Origin of the sequence: Colwellia marinimaniae (genome assembly GCF_002207865.1) — a bacterium.
GTDB lineage: Bacteria > Pseudomonadota > Gammaproteobacteria > Enterobacterales > Alteromonadaceae > Colwellia > Colwellia marinimaniae.
Window position 1 is genome coordinate 189114 of record NZ_BDQM01000001.1, and the last position, 16420, is coordinate 205533.

Below are 16420 nucleotides of genomic sequence, written 5' to 3' on the forward strand. Positions count from 1 at the left end.
ATATGAGCTAGAGTAAAGCGCTAGTGAAATTGTATCTTGGCTATACTTACTACTAGCAATTTTATTGCTTAAAAGAGGAAAAGAATTAATATGACGGAAGCGCTACCGCTGACCATTAACGTAAATAGCGACTTACTCGACAAATTTACTCAATTAAAATCAATTAGTAATAAGCTTGAAGCGCAGTTTAATTTTCACACCTTAACGGCTAATTGGTATGGTGATGAAAGACAGGTGTTAGCAATACAACTGTTACTAGAAACACCGCTAAGCTTTAAAGAATGCCAAAAAGGGCTAAAGAGGTTATCGGCAAGTGAGGTGAGTGTTAGCCATTTTTCTGATGATGTGTTTAGTTGCTTTAATGAAGGCGAGCAGCAATTGCTTTGTTATATCGCAATCACTAACTCAGAGCTTGACTTGTTGGCGACGCAGCCAAAATTATTAATGGGCTTTATTCAGGTAAAAATACATAAAGTACTGAATTTAATTGCCGTTCAGCGGTCTCTGGCTAAGATATAACACCTTGAGGTAAGTAAAAAATATGGCTATTAGCACCACACGCCTAGATCGTTTTATTAGTGAATCTTACCAAGTAAATCGTAAAGCAGTACGCTTGATTTTGGCGCAAAAACGGGTTTATGTTGATGGCGTGGTCGCTACCGATATAGCGCAAATTGTTGATCAGTTTTCAACTATAGTTTTGGATGGCAACATACTGCAGGCCAATAAAGCGCATTACATTATGCTTAATAAACCTGTTGGTGTTGTCTGTGCCACCAAAGATGAAAAACATAAAACGGTTATTGATTTACTGGCTGGACAATTTGAGCAAGCAACTAGGGATAGTTTGCATATAGTAGGGCGACTCGATTTAAATACCTCAGGATTAGTACTGTTAACCAATGATAGCCGCTGGTCGGAACGATTAACTTCACCGGCACATAAAGTGGCTAAATGCTATCAAGTCCGCCTTGCTAACCCATTAACAGCAGAGTATATCAGTGCTTTTGCCCAAGGTATGTATTTTTCATATGAAAAAATAACCACACAGCCGGCAGCACTGCGCATTATTAGCCCCTTTGCAGCGGAAGTTATCTTAACGGAAGGGCGTTATCATCAAATTAAGCGTATGTTTGGTCGTTTTCAAAATAAAGTTGTTGCCTTACATCGCCAATCCATTGGTCAATTAAGTTTAGACAAGTCACTCAATATTGGCGATAGTAGAGCTTTAAATAGTGAGGAAGTAGTTAAGATAAGTGGATAAAAAAACATCAATAAAGAGGGTTTATTGCCCTAAATGCTTGATATTACTTATAATGATATAGGCACTCGCATTTTTATCTTGCTTGGGTATAATGTCATAACGTAAAAAATTGTTTTAAAGTGAATGGAATTGTTAAATGAATAAATTATTGTTATTGGCGGTACCGGTTATTGTCTTATTGGCAAGTTGTTCGAGTGTTGATAATGCTTGTGAAGATGTCACCTTAGCATCTGAACAAATTCAACAGTGTCAGGCATTACATAAGAAAATTGTTAACGCCAGAGGTGATATCCTTATTCGCACAGAGTTAGAGCGTCGCTATCAACAAGACTGTATTGAAATTCGTTATTATCGTGATGAACGACAAGCAGCTATATGCGGTAACAAACATAAGATAAAAGCAGTTAATAAATCAGCTAAAATAGAAGCGCAGCAGTAAGCACACTCCGCTATGATAGCATTTGAACTTTATCAAATGCTTACGAAATAAGAGAGCGAAATAATAAAACGGTATGGTAATTTTGAAAGTAGCAAATCAACAGGCGAAAACAAGTAAAGCCGCAGAACAGTTAATATGTGCTAAAGAGGCACGTATTGTTAAACTGACTGAGGATGTTGATTTTTTAGAGAAAAAAAATGCCGACTTACAAGCGCGTTATACCGCATTATTTAAACTGAATCACTTGTCGCAAGAGTGTCTTGATCTAGATAGCTTTTATCCACAAGTACATAACACCATTGCCTCGTTAATGACCGCGAAAAACTTTTTTATTGTCTTATACGATCAAACGTTTGATACCTTAGAATTTGTATATTTTATCGATGAAAAAGATGAAAAACCCTCAGGGCTTATCGATTATCAAGATTATGAGGGCTCATTTACTAATTTAGTTATTGAGTCAAAACAGCCGTTACTGCTAACGCCTGAGTTAGAACAAAAGCTCTTCGATAACTATAAAATTAAACAGTTTGGCTCTCGAGGTACTGACTGGTTAGGGGTACCATTACTGCACAATGGCTTAGTCATAGGCACTATCACCATACAAAGTTATGATGAAAAAACTCGCTATAACGACTCTGATTTAAATCTACTTACTTTTGCTGCCCAACATGTTGTTGGTGCTATGGTGCGTTTGCAAGATCAACAACGCTTACAAAATGCCGTTAATGCTCGCACTAAAGAATTAATGGCGCAAATTCGTGAGCGGGAAAAATCAGAATTATTACAAGAGTCATTATATCGAATATCCGAGTTAACCACGGATATCGAACTAGATATAGGTACCTTTTATAGTAAGGTGCACAATATTATTGGCCAGTTGATTAATGCTAAGAACTTCTTTATTGCCAAATACGAACATGATAGCCAAACGCTGCATTTTTCTTATTATCAAGATGAACATGCCAGTAATTTAATCAAAGATTTTAAACCGAGAAAACTCTCTAACGGTTATTCCGAATTAGTGTTGCGCCGTAGAGAAACCGTGTTACTGACCTATTCGGAAATGATGAGTTTGCACCTTGCCGGTGAAACGGCTAAACCGCAAGACGATATTCACTCTTGGCTTGGTGTGCCATTAATTTATTCAGGCCAATTACTCGGTGTTATGGTGTTACAAAGCTATCACTATAAAACCACATACAACCAGCAAGATGCGGAGTTACTTAATTTCGTTTCTAACCATGTCTCGGTCGCCATTAAACGCCGAGAGTTAGCTGATTTTGAGCGGCGCAGCCATGAATTACTTGAACAGCAAGTTAAATTACGCACATTGGCACTCGAAGATGAGATTACTCAGCGTAAACAAGCGGAGAAATTATTACAGCATACTGCTGCCCATGATAGTTTAACCGGTCTGCCTAACAGAACCGTGTTTCTTGACTTACTCAATCACGCTATTGCTTGCGCTAAGCGCAAAGATGATTTTTCTTTTGCTGTGCTATTTTTAGACTTAGATCGCTTTAAAGTGGTTAATGATAGTTTAGGACATCATGCTGGCGATCTGTTATTAAAAATCATTGCCCGAGAGTTACTCGCTATTGTCCGTGACAAAGATACCGTGGCTCGCATAGGTGGTGATGAATTTGTAATTTTAATTGAAGACTTACGCTCAAATGAAGAAGCCTTTGACGTAGCACAGCGCATCACCAAATTTCTTCAACAGCCTTTTACTCTCGATAATCAGTTAGTTTACACCGGTACCAGTATTGGTATTTCGTTTAGCAATAAACGTTATGATGATGCTAATACCATGCTAAGGGATGCTGATACGGCTATGTATCATGCCAAGGATAATGGCAGAGGGCGTTATGAAGTTTTTGATGACAGTATGCATCAAAAAGTGCAAAACGCCTTAAGCCTTGAGGCGGATATTCGCGAAGCGATTGCTTGGCAGGAGTTTATTCCTCATTTTCAACCAATACTGCAACTCGATAACCGAGAGCTTAAAGGTTTTGAGGCGTTAGCTCGCTGGCAAAGTACCAAACGTGGTTTTGTTTATCCTAATGATTTTATCCCACAGGCTGAGGAAACGGACTTAATTCAAGAAATTGATCTGCAAATTATTGAAAAAGCTTGCCAGCAACTGAAGCTTTGGCAAGATAAGTTAGGCTGTCATGATCTTTATGTCAGCTGTAACTTGTTTGCTAAACAATTTTTTAGAACCAGCTTACCGCAAGATATTGCCAAGGTATTAAAAGACACCGGGTTAGCTCCCCACAACCTGCGGGTTGAGTTAACCGAGCGCGCCTTGTTGGAAAATGCTGAGATCGTACTGACCAATATGCAAGCCCTAAAGGATATGGGGGTTAAAATATTATTAGACGATTTTGGTACCGGCTATTCAAGTTTAGGTTATTTACACCGTTTCCCCATTGATGTCTTGAAAATTGATCGCTCCTTTATTAGCAATGTCCATGAGCATGATAATAATAGTGCTATTATTCGCACCATAGTAGATTTAGCGAACAACTTACAAATGGCAACCATAGGTGAGGGCATTGAAACCTTGGCCGATGCTGAGTTATTACAGCAAAAAGGCTGCATATACGGACAAGGCTATTATTTTGCTAAACCTATGTCACCGGACGACGCCACGGATTATATTATTGAAAAAATGAGTAACTAACAGGCAAGTCACTACTGCTGCAAGTCAGCTAACTAGAGTTTTTCAGTATATTCTGCTGTCAACTTGATATTATTCCCTATAAAACTTCAGAAAACCCGCAAAATAACCAGCACATTCTGTGGCTGCTCTCCTAAAATGCACTTATAAAATTAATATTGTCATTTACTAATAATATTTTTATTAATAGCAATTCGACTATAACTAAAGCAGGATTTAACCTGCTCGCCTTTGAGGAAATAACCATGCTTTATACTGGTTCATTAATTACCGATTGCCCGATTAGACAAAAAATCCGTGAATTTTATCGTATAGATGAAAATGTTGCCGTTGACCATATTTTACCTGCTGCCGAAGTCAATGTTAGCGCTCGTAGTCGTGCTTGGGAACGTGCCCGTAAAATGGTGTTACAAATTCGTCAAGACCAAGAAGGTAATGGCGCAATTGATGCGTTGCTTAATGAGTATTCACTTTCATCAGAAGAAGGTGTGGTATTGATGTGTTTGGCGGAAGCGTTATTACGTGTACCAGATAAACATACTCAAGATGAACTTATTCGCGATAAAATTTCTCAAGGTCAATGGAGCTCACACTTAGGCGCCAGTGACTCTATATTTGTTAATGCATCATCATGGGGCTTATTAATTACTGGCTCTATGGTCGATTATGCTGATAAACGTAAAAAAGACCAATTTGGTTTATTGAAGAAGATCATTGGTCGTCTAGGTGAGCCCGTTATTCGTACCTCTATGAACTATGCCATGAAAATTATGGGTAAGCAGTTTGTCATGGGTGAAACCATTAAAGCCGCTACTGTACGCGCAGCTATCAAAGAACAGCAAGGTTATGTCTATTCATACGATATGCTGGGTGAGGGGGCGCGCACTATGGCTGATGCTGATAGGTACCTTAAAGCCTATCAAGATGCCATCACTGCCATTGGTGAGGTAGCTCTTGCTTCAGGTAAGAACGATCCACGTAAAGTGCCAGGTATTTCAATTAAATTATCTGCCATTCACCCACGTTATGAGTTTTCTCATAAAGCACGGGTAATGGCAGAAATAGTTCCTAAGTTAAAGGCGCTATGTTTACAAGCTAAGCAATACAATATTGGTTTAACGGTTGACGCTGAAGAATCCGAGCGTTTAGAAATCTCCTTAGATATTATTGAAGCTGTGTTTAGTGATAGTGACTTAGGTGATTGGCAAGGCTTTGGTATAGCGCTACAAGCCTACCAAAAACGTGCCATTTTTGTGGTGGATTGGTTGCGTGAATTAACCTTGCGCACGAAACGAAAAATGATGGTGCGTTTAGTTAAAGGGGCTTATTGGGATACTGAGATTAAAAATGCCCAAAAAGATGGCTTAAGTCATTTTCCTGTTTTCACTCGTAAATCTTCGACCGATGTTTCTTATCATGCTTGTGCCAACAAATTACTAGAATACCGCGATACTATCTATCCACAATTTGCTACCCATAATGCCTATACTGCGGCAACCATTGTTGAGCTAGCCGGTGATGATAAAGAGGGCTTTGAATTCCAATGTCTACATGGCATGGGTGATTCTTTGTATGATCAAATTGTTAGAGAGGAAGGCATTCAATGTCGAATTTATGCCCCAGTAGGGCATCATGAAGACTTACTGGCCTATTTGGTGCGCCGCTTATTGGAAAATGGTGCTAACTCGTCATTTGTTAATGCCATTGTTGATAATTCGCAACCGGTGGAAAACTTATTAGAAGATCCAGTAGAGAAAACCCTGCGCTTAAAAGTTAAATACAATAATCAAATAACACTGCCAATGGATCTTTACCAAGGTGAAGGTGAGCAAGGCCGTAATAATTCAAAAGGTTTAGATTTAACCGATATTAATGAAATAATGCCATTAAAAGCGGCCTTAGATACTTGGTTTGTTGAGCATTTACTTACTGAAAGTGAGGTACCTGAAGGAGCTAAAGCGGTAAGGAATCCAGCTAATCGTAGTGAAATTATAGGTTTTCATCAACATGCCAGCAAAGATGATATGTTGGCGATGATTGATAAGGCTGAAACGGCTTTTAACACTTGGTCAACAACGCCAGTAGCTGAACGTGCCGAGTTACTTGGTCGGGTTGCTGATATTATAGAACGCCATATGGATGAGCTCATTGCTTTGTGTATCAAAGAAGCAGGTAAAGTCGCCCAAGATGGTATTGATGAAGTACGTGAAGCCGTTGATTTTTGTCGCTACTACGCCGCCCGCGCTATTGAATTAAATGACGATGAAAGACTAACACCACGGGGGGTGGTGTTATGTATTAGCCCATGGAACTTCCCACTGGCTATTTTCTTAGGGCAAGTTGCCGCCGCTATTGCCACGGGTAATACTGTTTTGGCAAAACCTGCGGAACAAACCGGTTTAATTGCACTGCGCACCATTGAACTGATGAAGTCGGTAGGCTTACCTGAAAACGTAGTGCAAGTGGTAATTGCTCGCGGTAGTGCGGTAGGTAATACCATTATTCCTGATAGCCGTATCCAAGCGGTTATGTTTACTGGCTCTACCGAAACAGGGACACTAATTTCGCAAACCTTGGCTGAACGTGGTGGTGAGCAAGTGCCATTAATTGCCGAGACTGGTGGCCAAAACTGTATGATAGTTGACTCCACCGCGTTACCTGAGCAAGTGGTCGACGATGTGATCTCATCAGGCTTCCAAAGTGCTGGCCAACGTTGTTCTGCGCTGCGGGTACTGTTTTTACAAGAAGATATTGCTGAGCAAGTTATTAGCATGTTACAAGGTGCCTTAGCGGAATTACATGTTGGTAACCCAGCAAAATTAAGTACGGATATTGGCCCAGTGATCGATCAAAAAGCACTTGATGCCCTAAATGCTCATGCCGATTATATGAAGTCACACGGTAAATTATTATACCAATGTGAGTTTTCTGATGAAGTAGTGGCTGAAGATGGTCACTTCTTCTTTGCACCACGCTTATATGAAATTGATGATATTAGCGTATTAAAGCAAGAAGTTTTTGGTCCGTGTGTGCATATTGTTCGCTTTAAAGGCAATGAAATTGAAAGTGTTATTGATAAAATTAATGGCACTGGTTTTGGTCTCACTATGGGTATTCATACTCGTATAGAGAATAGAGCCATTGAGTTAGCCAAATTATCGCGTGCCGGTAATATATATATTAACCGTAATATGATTGGTGCTATTGTTGGTGTACAACCTTTTGGTGGTCGTGGCCTTTCTGGCACTGGCCCTAAAGCCGGTGGTCCAAACTACCTAACTCGTTTAGTCAAAGAAAAAGCCACGCCAGATACTCACGCCTTTAACTTTCCGGCAGAGAAAATTGCCACTTTAACGGGCAGTGCCGCTGAAAAGCATGAAGCAACACGCATAATGGACAAAGCTAACTGGGTAGAGAAAGAGTGGCGCTCAACTGAGCTAATTACCCGAATTTCATGTGTACGTCAGTTACTTGCAAAGATTGCACACGTGGAAATTGTTGATGATTTAGCCGATGATTTAAACCGTACCTTAGCAGCCGCACGCTCACAGCTAATTAGTATTGAAAAACGCTTGAAAAATCCGCAAGAACTACCTGGACCAACAGGTGAATCAAATATACTTTACTTAGAAAACCGCGGTAATATTATTTGTTATGCCGATGAAAAAGTTAGTTTCCACTTCTGGGTGCTATCTATAGTGACAGCGCTTGCTACGGGCAATACGGTAGTTACTGTTGTTTCTGACTTGTTCTACCAAGAAGCATTGGCCTTTAGAGACAAATTTATTACTACCGGCGCTGGTAAAGATGTTTTCCAAGTCGCTAAATTATGTCACTTAGAAACACTGCTTAGCCATCCAGCTTTATCGGGTGTGGTCGTTGATAGTCATTGTGAAAGTAAACACTATGTCAGTGAAAAATTAGCACAACGTGTTGGCGCTATTTTACCGGTAATAAGCTCTGAGTATTTTGATAATTTAATTCAGCGTTTATTGACGGAAAAAACCATCAGCATAGATACCACAGCTTCTGGAGGTAATACTTCACTAATGACTCTGGTTGAAGAGGACTAGTTATACCAGTTTCATTAATTAGGTGAGCTGTTTTATACGTAGGAAAAAAGACCAAATACAAGGCATTTATTTTTATAACTAGTTGTGCTAATTATTAAATAAATAACAACGTAGTTGGTGATTTTAACAAGTAGAAATGATCACATATTTAGTGAGGTTGGTATTAATTGCCATAACAACTTAGTTGTTAATTAACATAAAACGCGAACGTTTACTGGCCAGTAAACGTTCGCGTTTTTTTTTGTACTTGTGCTTTTTTTTGCTGAGGTTATGCTTTTACTAATATTAATACCAATTTCATTAAATTATTGCCCACTTGTGCGGGTTAACATACTCCAAGGCGGTGTTGCTCTCTATTGAGCAATAGCCAACTATTGCTCAAAAGAGCGCCTTGCTTTAATTTATTTTTCCTGTGCACAACAAGATCACAAAGTTAATGAAACTGGTATAATATGGCAATATTAACAATAGCCCCTATTAAATCATGCTGATATGACTATTAACAAAATAAAGCCCCTAGACCGTATCGATAAGGTCATTTTATCTACGCTACAAGCCGATGGCAGAATTTCAAATGTTGAGTTAGCTAAAAAGGTTAACTTGAGTGCCAGTCCTTGTTTAGATCGTGTCAGACGCTTAGAAAACGAAGGTTATATTGAGCGTTATGGCGCCTTGTTATGTGCGAGTAAACTCAATTACGGTATGACAGCTTTTGTGCAAGTTACCCTAAACCGTACTACCTCAGATACCTTCAAACTATTTAAAAATGCCGTGGTAACCATTAAAGAAGTGGTTGAATGTCATTTGATTGCCGGTGGTTATGACTACCTGTTGAAAATTCGTTTTGCTGATATGGAAGGTTACCGCCTGGTATTAGAAAAAATTGCCGACTTACCAGCCATAGCGCAAACGAGTACTTACATGGTGACAGAGCATATTAAGCATGACAGTGGTGTACCGTTAGACTAGCTTGATTTAGGGTAATTACCTGATTTTAAGATGAAATTAATATTGTTAAGCGCAAGTAGCTTTGCTATATATTTAAGGTCTAGACTTTTTAAATAACGTATCTCAAGGAGCTACTATGAACGCACATGATTATGCATTACAAGCTAATGGCTCGTTTGCTCTGCCAGATGCCTGCTTTAAAGTAAAAGCCTTAATGGCCGATGACAGCGCGCAAATTGCTGACTTTGCCGATATTATTGGAATTGATCCCTCCATGACTTCGCGACTATTACAAATAGCCAACAGTGCTATTTATAGTTTTCCAGGTGAAATTAGTACTATCTCGCGCGCGATTACCATCATTGGCACACAAGCTATTTATAATATGATGTTGGTCGATGTTGCCGCTTCAGCTTTTAAGCACTTTGCCAATCAAGCCATTGACTTAAAACGCTTTTGGCGGATGAGTGTTTATTGTGGTCTGGCTTCTAAAAACCTTGCTATTAGTTCAGGAAAGCGTGATATTGAGCGCTTATTTATTGCCGGCTTATTACAAAATTTTGGCGAGTTATTGGTTGCTAAACTAAACCCTGAACTGGCTCAGCGTTGTGAGAAATATAATAAAGATCAGCTGCCTTGGCAGTTGCAAGAGCTGGCCTTAGGTTTTACCTATACCGATGTGTCAGCAGATTTACTAAAAATTTGGCAACTCCCTGAAAAAATTATTTTACCTATTCGCCACTTTCATGCTGCCTCAAGTATTGAAATAAATCAAGATGTCAAAATTTTGAATTTAGCTTCCCGGCTGGCGTTAATTGATAGCCACAGTGATGAGTTTTCTTATGATGATGTGATTGATGAATCTTTATGTCGGTCACTGGGTTTATCTACTGAAGATCTAGCGCAAGCAGCTGAGTATGCTGAAAAAGAAGCGACCAGTATTTTATCTATTATGAATCCAAAACTTTTTTCTAGATAATTCATCTAGGCTCAGTGAGTATTTATGGCACTGAGCTAATGATTCTCTGCGTTTTTGACTAATAAATAATCAGCGTTGATTTTTAGCCTTTACTTTTCAATGGTCATTTTTTAGTGGTATTTGCACTTGAAACACGGCTTGATAAGCTTGATTAAAGTTGACTAAATCTTTACTGGCCAAATAACGCGTGTGTGCCTGATAAAACGGATAACTAAGATAAAGCTTTTGTAGTGATTGATTAATATCGTTGATAACTTGCTGGCCTAAAGGGCCTTTATGACAAGCGACATAACCAACAATATAACCAGGAGAACCCGCGATTGCTACTGAGGCTAGTGGCCAGGCGGTTGAAGAATGTTTTAACGCTTTATTGACACTTACCGGATAATCAACGATGTAGTCTATTCGCTCTTTTAATAGCATTTTAACTAGGGAAGTTGTCGCTTCACCACCACTCCTAATCACTAGGTTATGTGGCGGTAAAGTAGCGATTTGTTTATCTAAGAACATCCCCAAAGAGCGGCCTGCATCAATGCCTAAGGTATAGGTAGATTTACCGGTAAATAACGCCGCTAATGATTTTAAGCGCTTATTATTATCAAGGGCGTTTGTGGGTAAAATGCTAGATGCGTCCCTCTTTTTATAATATAGGCGTAAATTCAGTGCAATATTAAGCGGTGAACTATAAATATTATCTTTTAGTCGCTCAGGTGTTTTAATCCGGTTAGGTGCGCAACTGTTGGGCAGTTTTTTTAATAAGCGCGCAATACTTGGGCTTTGGGCAAACTCAAGGTTAAATTGGTATTGAGGTAAGGAAGCCAGTAATAAGCGGGTGGTATCTATTACCATAGAACTTGGCACATTCGAGTTTTTAATTGACTGAATATAGTCCTTGGCATCGTCGCTGAACCAGTATATCTTCTTTTGCGCATTACTCGTTGGGCAATAGCAACAAAAAGATAACAAGGTGATAATGATGAGCGAATTTTTCATTAAATGTCTGACCTAAAAATTAGTTATCTGTGTTTTACCTGAGAACAGTTCAAAAAGCTAACAAGTGACCTGCTCTATTTGAGTGTGTAATCAAGAATATACACAGTGCCACTTTGGTATTTTCTTGGTAAAAGCAAAGCTTAGCTAAAAACAAGACAAAGTTACTAAAGCTTGTTAGCATCGAGAGTGCAGTTTAATCACGTTATCATAATAATTATAAAAAAGGGTAAGTATGTCGGCTTCTAGAGAGCACTTTAGCTCACGAATGGGATTTATATTAGCGGCCGCAGGCTCTGCGGTGGGTATTGGTAATTTAGTCGGTTTTCCGGTTAATGCCGCGAAAAATGGTGGCGGAGCTTTTTTGCTGCTGTATGCGCTTTTTGTATTTTTTATTTGTTTACCGGTAATGATTGCTGAAATGGCCGTTGGTCGTAACACGGCAAAAGAACCTGTCGGCGCATTTAAAACCTTAAGCCATGGTAGTAAATTTTGGGGTGCTGCTGGTTTTTTAGGGGTGTTAACTCCCTTTATGATTGCTGTTTTTTATATGGTGATTACGGTCTGGATATTTGGTTACATAGTGTTAACTTTAATGGGACATTTAGATTTCCTAGCAAGTGATGCTGGTTTTGGTGTGTTTATTAATAGCCCTTACTTGTATATTGCTTTGGTAGCAGTAGCAGGGATTGTCAGCTTTATACTTGCTGCAGGGGTAAAAGATGGTATTGAAAAAGCCGCTAAAATTTTAATGCCGACGTTACTGGTGATGCTTATCATCATGGTTATCTTTGTCTTAACCCTTGATAATGCCATGGCCGGAGTGGCCTTCTTCTTGGTGCCAGATCTGAGCAAGATAACGCCGAGCGTGGTTAATGGCGCCCTATCCCAGGCCTTTTTCTCCTTGTCTTTAGGTATGGGGATTTTACTGACCTACGGCTCTTATATAAATAAAGAAACTAATATTCCAAATTCTGCCAAGTTGGTTGCGATTACTGATACTGCCGTGGCATTTATTGCCGGCTTAATGATTCTACCGGCGGTATTTTCATTTAACCCTGATATCGATCCCAGTGAGTTGAGTGACAGTTCAGTCTCCTTAATATTTACTTTTTTACCGAAAATATTTTTAGCGCTGCAAACATCAATTGGTTATGTTGGTGCCAGTGCAGTGGCGGCATTCTTCTTCTTATTAGTCTTTTTTGCTGCTATCACCTCCTTAGTCTCTATTATCGAAGTACCTGTGTCCTACTTGGTTACTGAGAAAAAACAAACCCGTAAAAAAGCCTTAGGTTATTTAACCGTTACTGCTGGAGTATTAACTTTATTTGCCACAGCATCCTTCGGTATGGTGCCATTTTTTACTGAGTTCACTTCCTATGCTGGCAGCACTAAGTCATTTTTTGATGTTATTTATGATGTTTTCTACGATACTATTTTACCGTTAAATGGCTTTTTATTGTGTGTGTTTGTTAGTTATCGCTGGAAGAAGAAGCAATTATCTGCAGAGTTAAGTATTGGTAATGAAAACTATAAGGGCTCATGGGTGGAAAAATATATTAACTTCTCACTGGGTACTTTTATCCCTGCCGTGGTCTTACTTATTTTCATTAATACCGTAGCGACAAAATTTTTCGCGGTCAGCTTATTTGGTTTCTAGTTAAACGCTCTAACCGATTTCAACGCCCATTAGTAAATGTTACTATTGGGCGTTTTTTATTATTAATTAATCGATAACTTAACCATGATAGAACATATTACCGCCACTGACTTTACCGACGCGCAAAGACTATTTCATGGTCGAGGCCATGCCTTTGCTAACTTAAACCACGTTAATGTTGACTGGTTATCTCCCGTTGTGCTTATCACCTTATATCAAGCGGTAGATAGCAAGTGGCTGGCGGAACAAGCGAGTGCCTTAAAATCATTGATTAAAGAATGTCGCTCGGTGCAAGTACAGCACCGCTATGAAAAGTTCGCCCCGACAGAGTTGTTATTAGGGGAGCCAGTAAGTAATACGATTGTCAGCGAGCAGGGGCTTAATTATCATATCGAATTTGGCAAGGCACAAAATACTGGCTTGTTTTTGGATATGAGTAACGGCCGAACGTGGTTAAGGCAGCATGCCCAGGGAAAAAATGTCCTTAATCTCTTTGCTTATACGTGTGCATTCTCGGTCAGTGCCATCGCTGGTGGCGCCAGCAAAACCGTTAATATAGATTTAAGTAAAGCGTCATTAAGTAGGGGGAGGGAAAACCACCAGCTTAATCATTTGGCGAAAAAACAAGGTAAAAAAATAATTTTTGAAGGCGTTGATATATTCAAATCAAATAGTCGCATTAAAAAATATGGTCCCTACGATATTTTAGTGTGCGATCCTCCTTCATTTCAAAAAGGTAGTGTTAATATCGAGCGTGATTACGCTAAAATAATCCGCCGTATTCCACAATGGCTCAATGCTGGAGCTAGCTTGATGTTATGTTTAAACTCCCCCGATTTAGATGAAAACTTTTTAAAAGCAGAAGTGGCGCGTGAATGCCCAGATTGTCAATTTGAGCAGCGCCTCGATAACCCCGAAGTTTTTAAAGAAGCACATCAGGGTAAAGGTCTTAAAGTGCTGATTTTTACTTATCAACCAAGCTAACAATGTCACTGGCTTTAGGGTTATCTTTGTGGGCAATGGCCTTTATCCGCCAAAAACGGGCAAATCTTGGGATACCCGCTTGTGTTAAACCGTTGTACTTAAAGGTGATGGTAGTGCCAATTCCTGGTGGATGGGCACGTTGGTAATCACTAAAGCCCGAGCCTATCTTAAAAATAATGCCATTGACTGTTTTAACTTCAATGGCACCAAGCTGTCCTTGATACTTACCTTTACCCTTAGTATGAGCAATGACGATAGCCTCGGCATCTTGATGTTTTTTCAGTTTCATTAACGCTGGGTTTCGGCCTACTCGATAGTGGGCACTGGCAAGGTGTAGCATAAGCCCTTCACCTTGAGCGGTGACCACGTCATGCAATTTATCCTCAAGGGTATTTATGCTGTTAACGCGCACTTGGCTGATCATAGCTAAATAGGGCGATGGCACTTGTATTAATAAAGCCCGCATTTTTTTAACTCGTTTAGCAAAGTCTCCTTGGTATGCTGGCAGATCAAACATCATAAAGCGGACGTTTCGCCAACAGCTAATCGTTTTGTTTTCTTCTGCTTGTCGTTTGCTAACACAGGAAAGTAATGGCTGAAATTGACCTCGTGCTATCCATAACTCACCATCAATAGGGTAGGTCGGCCAATACTGGCTGAACCAATGCGGGCTATTTATTAAATTACCTTGGCGGGTGATTAGTTGTTTACCATCCCAGTAACCGCGTACACCATCAAGTTTTTCAGAAACAAAATACTGACTTATATCTGCTACTTCTTGGTAACTTACACCATGCTGTAAGTTAGGTTTAGTTGGCTTATGCTGTTGTTGCTCAGCTAGCGGACTTTGTTGTGCTTTTAAGGGATAGCAGCTTATTAAAAAGAGTGTAAAGAAAATCAGTAAACTATATGTCTGCATCACTAACCTCCGTGTATCGTGACCTTGGTAAAAAGTAAAGTCTAGTCTATATTTTAAAAATGAATACCTTAATGATTAATACCAAGTGGCTGAGCTTTATGTGCTGTCGTTAACTAGGTTAGCAAGGATGCTAGGATGAAAATAATTACTTACCCTACTGTTATTTATACCTTTATCGCGGTGTTGCTTTTAACATTTAGCGCGTCTACAGCAGCTAAAAAAAGATGTAAACCTTTATTGGCAAAGCTCCATCATATTCAAACCATGCAGCGTAAAGGCTACTCTTTAAAGAGAGGTGAAACTTTACGTGTTAAAGAGGATAAAGCGAGAGATAAATGGTGGCAGTGTGAACATAGCTCTTTGGCGTCATTTAAGGTGAAATATGGCAAAATAAATAAAAAGTCAAAAAAGCAGTCAAAGAAAAAGAAACTGGCGAAGAACAGCATTCATTACAGCCAAATGAAGATAAAAAGGTCCCAGTTAGTAAATAAAGTGGCAAGGTTTAATCAAGGCAGTGCGATTGTAATCAAAGCAAAATATCAAGGAGATAAGAAATGGGCTTGGTTGCAGTTTTATCAGCAACCCATTAAGTGCCAGCGTCCCAAAAATCTCAATGTTTTTGCTTATTGCAGTGAAGATAAACAACAACAACAAGGTGTATTTGAACAAAAGTACAACCGGTAATTAACTGACCCGTTTAAGCTTGGTAGTTTGTTTTACTTGCATGGTATTGCTTAACCATAGCATCGATAGCTTCTTGTTCATAAGCACGCAAGCCACTTAATAACATGTGTTTCTTACCGTGTCCAATAACAGCACCGTTTGATAATAAATCAAATTCAAGCCAAGCATTACCGCGTTTACCATCTATAGATAAACTGGTTTTAGCCAGTTGTAAAGTGACTGATTCAGCCTCTAAGGTATGTAAGTCAATAGACATTGATTGATACATTACCATAGGACGAGCAGGGTTGATCATGACTTTATTTTCAGCCATTAACTTAACTAAAATATCAGGGAAAGTGCGGCCAGAAAAGTCTACATATGCTTTTGTTAGTGCATTGATTATGACAGGGTTCATTGTTTTATTACCGCTGGCACTAACCGTTAAGTAGGTTTTATCTTTTTCATCTTTAATATCGAAGCTATTTTCAATCTTCTGTGGAAAAATCAGCTGAACTTTGTCGTTAACCATGCCGGAAAAATTGAAAGTCATTTTTTGATGCAGCCCAGATTTGGCGATAATGATTGAAAACAGTAAATCACCAGGCACACAGAAACGTCTAGCGTCTATATTGTGTAAAGGGTTAAAGTCATCGGCTACCTGCTTAGCAAAGTCACTGGCTTGTTGGCGGGTGAAGCTGATTTTATCAGCGCTAAGAGGGCAATAATTTTCAATAAACATTTCTTTAATAGACATCATTACAACTTCATTTTGAGTAAAACGTATTCGATCCCAGCAGTCTACAGTAGTTTTA

The 16420-nt window shown here is 39.3% G+C and carries 13 protein-coding genes; 10 read left to right on the top strand and 3 right to left on the bottom strand.

Annotated features, from left to right (window positions below; translation table 11 throughout):
• Nucleotides 1-90 precede the first annotated feature (90 nt).
• The 7 genes from MTCD1_RS00770 to MTCD1_RS00800 all read left to right on the top strand — a co-directional run bounded on the left by MTCD1_RS00770 (nt 91) and on the right by MTCD1_RS00800 (nt 10389).
• Complete coding sequence (locus tag MTCD1_RS00770) at nt 91-519, top strand: hypothetical protein (RefSeq protein ID WP_057182443.1); 429 nt, start codon at nt 91-93, stop codon at nt 517-519.
• 22 nt (nt 520-541) lie between these two features.
• A complete protein-coding gene (locus tag MTCD1_RS00775) occupies nt 542-1264 on the top strand; it encodes a pseudouridine synthase (RefSeq protein ID WP_057182441.1) in 723 nt (240 codons plus the stop codon).
• 136 nt (nt 1265-1400) lie between these two features.
• Entirely contained in the window at nt 1401-1703 is a 303-nt protein-coding gene (locus tag MTCD1_RS00780; RefSeq protein ID WP_057182440.1) for a hypothetical protein, read from the top strand.
• Nucleotides 1704-1785: 82 nt separating this feature from the next.
• Nucleotides 1786-4392, top strand: coding sequence for a sensor domain-containing phosphodiesterase (locus tag MTCD1_RS00785; protein WP_057182696.1), 2607 nt, complete (start codon nt 1786-1788; stop codon nt 4390-4392).
• A 242-nt stretch (nt 4393-4634) separates the two neighbouring features.
• Nucleotides 4635-8462, top strand: a complete 3828-nt coding sequence (putA, locus tag MTCD1_RS00790; protein ID WP_057182438.1) for a bifunctional proline dehydrogenase/L-glutamate gamma-semialdehyde dehydrogenase PutA — start codon at nt 4635-4637, stop codon at nt 8460-8462.
• A 492-nt stretch (nt 8463-8954) separates the two neighbouring features.
• Nucleotides 8955-9431: an Lrp/AsnC ligand binding domain-containing protein gene (locus MTCD1_RS00795; RefSeq protein WP_057182435.1), complete on the top strand. Its 477-nt coding sequence runs from the start codon at nt 8955-8957 to the stop codon at nt 9429-9431.
• Nucleotides 9432-9546: 115 nt separating this feature from the next.
• Nucleotides 9547-10389 carry an HDOD domain-containing protein gene (locus tag MTCD1_RS00800; protein WP_057182433.1) on the top strand — a complete coding sequence of 281 codons (843 nt, stop codon included), beginning with the start codon at nt 9547-9549 and terminating at the stop codon, nt 10387-10389.
• A 96-nt stretch (nt 10390-10485) separates the two neighbouring features.
• Here MTCD1_RS00800 and MTCD1_RS00805 read toward each other — a convergent pair whose 3' ends face one another.
• The gene (locus tag MTCD1_RS00805) at nt 10486-11382 is read right to left on the bottom strand and encodes a hypothetical protein (RefSeq protein ID WP_057182431.1); all 897 of its coding nucleotides are present in this window, start codon (nt 11380-11382) and stop codon (nt 10486-10488) included.
• Nucleotides 11383-11614: 232 nt separating this feature from the next.
• Here MTCD1_RS00805 and MTCD1_RS00810 point away from each other — a divergent pair, with 232 nt between their 5' ends.
• Both MTCD1_RS00810 and MTCD1_RS00815 read left to right on the top strand, forming a co-directional pair.
• On the top strand, nt 11615-13039 hold the full coding sequence (locus MTCD1_RS00810; RefSeq protein WP_057182429.1) for a sodium-dependent transporter: 1425 nt from the start codon (nt 11615-11617) through the stop codon (nt 13037-13039).
• Nucleotides 13040-13123: 84 nt separating this feature from the next.
• The gene (locus tag MTCD1_RS00815) at nt 13124-14023 is read left to right on the top strand and encodes a class I SAM-dependent methyltransferase (protein ID WP_057182428.1); all 900 of its coding nucleotides are present in this window, start codon (nt 13124-13126) and stop codon (nt 14021-14023) included.
• Here the strand turns inward: MTCD1_RS00815 and MTCD1_RS00820 are convergent.
• The gene (locus tag MTCD1_RS00820; RefSeq protein ID WP_057182426.1) at nt 14004-14942 is read right to left on the bottom strand and encodes a DNA ligase; all 939 of its coding nucleotides are present in this window, start codon (nt 14940-14942) and stop codon (nt 14004-14006) included. The genes MTCD1_RS00815 and MTCD1_RS00820 overlap by 20 nt on opposite strands.
• 135 nt (nt 14943-15077) lie before the next feature.
• Here MTCD1_RS00820 and MTCD1_RS00825 point away from each other — a divergent pair, with 135 nt between their 5' ends.
• Nucleotides 15078-15626, top strand: a complete 549-nt coding sequence (locus MTCD1_RS00825) for a hypothetical protein (RefSeq protein WP_057182424.1) — start codon at nt 15078-15080, stop codon at nt 15624-15626.
• 13 nt (nt 15627-15639) lie between these two features.
• On the opposite strand, the gene MTCD1_RS00830 is transcribed toward MTCD1_RS00825, so the two are convergent.
• Nucleotides 15640-16365: a DUF3581 family protein gene (locus tag MTCD1_RS00830; protein WP_438819270.1), complete on the bottom strand. Its 726-nt coding sequence runs from the start codon at nt 16363-16365 to the stop codon at nt 15640-15642.
• Nucleotides 16366-16420: the final 55 nt, after the last annotated feature.

Bases quoted from the DNA above. Each gene is read 5' to 3' on its own strand.
- MTCD1_RS00800 (WP_057182433.1), top strand. From the start codon at position 9,547: ATGAACGCACATGATTATGCATTACAAGCTAATGGCTCGTTTGCTCTG.
- MTCD1_RS00820 (WP_057182426.1), bottom strand. From the start codon at position 14,942: ATGCAGACATATAGTTTACTGATTTTCTTTACACTCTTTTTAATAAGC.
- MTCD1_RS00795 (WP_057182435.1), top strand. From the start codon at position 8,955: ATGACTATTAACAAAATAAAGCCCCTAGACCGTATCGATAAGGTCATT.
- MTCD1_RS00810 (WP_057182429.1), top strand. From the start codon at position 11,615: ATGTCGGCTTCTAGAGAGCACTTTAGCTCACGAATGGGATTTATATTA.
- MTCD1_RS00825 (WP_057182424.1), top strand. From the start codon at position 15,078: ATGAAAATAATTACTTACCCTACTGTTATTTATACCTTTATCGCGGTG.
- MTCD1_RS00780 (WP_057182440.1), top strand. From the start codon at position 1,401: ATGAATAAATTATTGTTATTGGCGGTACCGGTTATTGTCTTATTGGCA.
- MTCD1_RS00830 (WP_438819270.1), bottom strand. From the start codon at position 16,365: ATGATGTCTATTAAAGAAATGTTTATTGAAAATTATTGCCCTCTTAGC.
- MTCD1_RS00775 (WP_057182441.1), top strand. From the start codon at position 542: ATGGCTATTAGCACCACACGCCTAGATCGTTTTATTAGTGAATCTTAC.
- MTCD1_RS00805 (WP_057182431.1), bottom strand. From the start codon at position 11,382: ATGAAAAATTCGCTCATCATTATCACCTTGTTATCTTTTTGTTGCTAT.
- putA (WP_057182438.1), top strand. From the start codon at position 4,635: ATGCTTTATACTGGTTCATTAATTACCGATTGCCCGATTAGACAAAAA.
- MTCD1_RS00815 (WP_057182428.1), top strand. From the start codon at position 13,124: ATGATAGAACATATTACCGCCACTGACTTTACCGACGCGCAAAGACTA.
- MTCD1_RS00770 (WP_057182443.1), top strand. From the start codon at position 91: ATGACGGAAGCGCTACCGCTGACCATTAACGTAAATAGCGACTTACTC.